This window comes from Bradyrhizobium sp. (assembly GCF_016462955.1).
Lineage (GTDB): Bacteria > Pseudomonadota > Alphaproteobacteria > Rhizobiales > Xanthobacteraceae > Bradyrhizobium.
Window position 1 is genome coordinate 1 of record NZ_JAEMSD010000789.1, and the last position, 2,105, is coordinate 2,105.

Here is a 2,105-nt window from a genome sequence, read left to right on the forward strand (position 1 = left end):
AGGCGGCCGTCTTCATTTCGTAGCTCAGGCGGTCACATCACCACGACCTTGGTGCCGACATTCACCCGGCCGTAGAGGTCGATGACGTCCTCGTTCCGCATGCGGATGCAGCCGGAGGAGACGTTGGTGCCGATGGTCCAGGGCTCGTTGGAGCCGTGAATGCGGTAGAGCGTCGATCCCAGATACATCGCGCGGGCGCCGAGCGGGTTTTCCGGTCCGCCCTCCATGTGCCGGGGGAGATCGGGGCGGCGCGCGAGCATTTCGGCCGGCGGCGTCCAGGCCGGCCATTCGCGTTTGGCCGTGATCGATTTCACGCCGGACCAGGTGAAGCCGGGGCGCCCCACACCGATGCCGTAGCGCAACGCCCGGCCGTTGCCCTCGACGAGATAGAGGAACTTGTTCGGCGTATCGACCACGATCGTGCCGGGAATTTCCTTGCCGTTATAGTCAACGAGTTGTTTCTCGAATTTCGGGTCGAACGGACGCTGCCGCGGATCGACCGGCTCCTGCTCGAGCGCACCTTGCTGATAGCCGCCTTGCTGATACCCCCCCTGCATCTGCGGCTCGCCCATCGGCGGCAGGCGGCGCTGATCGTAATAGCCCGGCTGCTGCTGATACACCGGCCGCTCGGGCGCATAGGCCGGACCGCGGCCGGGACCGTCGCCGAACAGAAACTCGATGAAGCCGCCGCCCATGTTGGAGTTGGAAGCGACGCGCACCGGCGCCGGCGGCACGCGCGGCTGGTAGAGCACCGCAGGCGGATCGTTCGGCACCGTATTGTCGAAAGCCGCGGCGCGATCAGCGCCGGCCATGAAGGTGCAAGCGCTGCCGAGCAGCGCGACAGACATTTTCTTGAACATCGACGTACTCTGTACTGTTTCGTCTAGATCACATGCATCGTGGAGCCGGTCGTGATCCGCGCCCGCGACGTGGTCAATAAAGAGCAAAAGCCGCTTTGTTTGGTAAACGCAGACCCCGTTCCGATTCACCACGTCGCGAGCGCGCCTGCAATTTGGCGATCAGCGTTTATTTTCGATGAATGCCACGCGGTGATGGTTAATCGCTTCCTTGCGCCGCGTCGCGTGCAGCCGATCGGCAGTTCCCGCTGTGAACTTCGTGTTAAATCCGTTCTGCCTACAAAGACGCGTGAGTGAGGTGGGGGGAGTATCCTGATGGCTGTTCACCGCAAGCGTTTTCGCGTCGAAGACATCGTCAGTGGCGAGATGCCTGTTCTGGACGTGAATGAAGAGGCAGGTCCGATGCACAGCGAAATCATGGCCGAGCTTCGCGCGATCCGCGCGCAGATGGCGAAGAGTGTCGTCGCCGCGCCGCTGTCCGGCAGCGCAGCCATGGCGGCGATCGACGCCTCGACGGCCCACGAGCTCGCAGAAGCCCGCACCATGCTCGATACCTACCGGGCGCAGATCGAGCAGTGCGAGAAGCTGAAGGTCGAGCTCGACCTCATCCACGACGCCATCGACCGCACCAAGCGCGAGATCGCGACGCTGCACGGCAAGAGCTTCGATGGCGGCGAAATGGCCAAGGTCAACGGCGAGCTCGGCGCGGTGGTCGGCGGCACCGAGCAGGCCACCCAGCAGATCCTCGAAGCCGCGGAATCGATCGACCAGGCTGCGACCGCCATGTCCAAGGTCGACTCGGTCGATCAGCAGAAGCGGCTCGCCGACGACATCCAGGAACGCGTCATCTCGATCTTCGAAGCCTGCAATTTCCAGGACCTGACCGGCCAACGCATCAGCAAGGTCATGGCCACGATGAAGTTCATCGAGCAGCACATCAATGCGATGATGGACATCTGGGGCGGCGTCGACGCGATCAAGGCGCACGTGCCGGCACACGCGCATGTCGACAATCGCAGCGAGGACGAGAAGCTGCTCAACGGCCCCAAGCTCGCCGGCGACGTCGGCCACGCCTCGCAGGACGACATCGACGCGCTGTTCGACTGAGCGGACGCGGATTACGGGAAAAGAAGAACGCCGGTCCTGGGACCGGCGTTTTTGATTGTCGTCAGTGCGAGGAGCGAAGGGTTAGGCCGGAGGCCACTTCACGCCCGCGGCGCGCAGCGGACGTAGACCATGTTGCCGTAG

3 protein-coding genes are annotated in these 2,105 nt (G+C 63.6%); 2 read left to right on the forward strand and 1 reads right to left on the reverse strand.

What is annotated here, in order from left to right; all coding sequences use genetic code 11:
• Nucleotides 1-32 precede the first annotated feature (32 nt).
• Nucleotides 33-860 carry a L,D-transpeptidase gene (locus JHD07_RS38410; protein ID WP_291631710.1) on the reverse strand — a complete coding sequence of 276 codons (828 nt, stop codon included), beginning with the start codon at nucleotides 858-860 and terminating at the stop codon, nucleotides 33-35.
• Nucleotides 861-911: 51 nt separating this feature from the next.
• Between JHD07_RS38410 and JHD07_RS38415 the strand changes: the two genes are divergently transcribed.
• On the forward strand, nucleotides 912-1,154 hold the full coding sequence (locus JHD07_RS38415; RefSeq protein WP_291631712.1) for a hypothetical protein: 243 nt from the start codon (nucleotides 912-914) through the stop codon (nucleotides 1,152-1,154).
• Between the two features lie 18 nt (nucleotides 1,155-1,172).
• Entirely contained in the window at nucleotides 1,173-1,964 is a 792-nt protein-coding gene (locus JHD07_RS38420; RefSeq protein WP_291631714.1) for a protein phosphatase CheZ, read from the forward strand.
• Nucleotides 1,965-2,105 lie beyond the last annotated feature (141 nt).

Excerpts from the sequence above, each read along its gene's own strand:
- JHD07_RS38410 (WP_291631710.1), bottom strand. The coding sequence starts at position 860 with ATGTTCAAGAAAATGTCTGTCGCGCTGCTCGGCAGCGCTTGCACCTTC.
- JHD07_RS38420 (WP_291631714.1), top strand. The coding sequence starts at position 1,173 with ATGGCTGTTCACCGCAAGCGTTTTCGCGTCGAAGACATCGTCAGTGGC.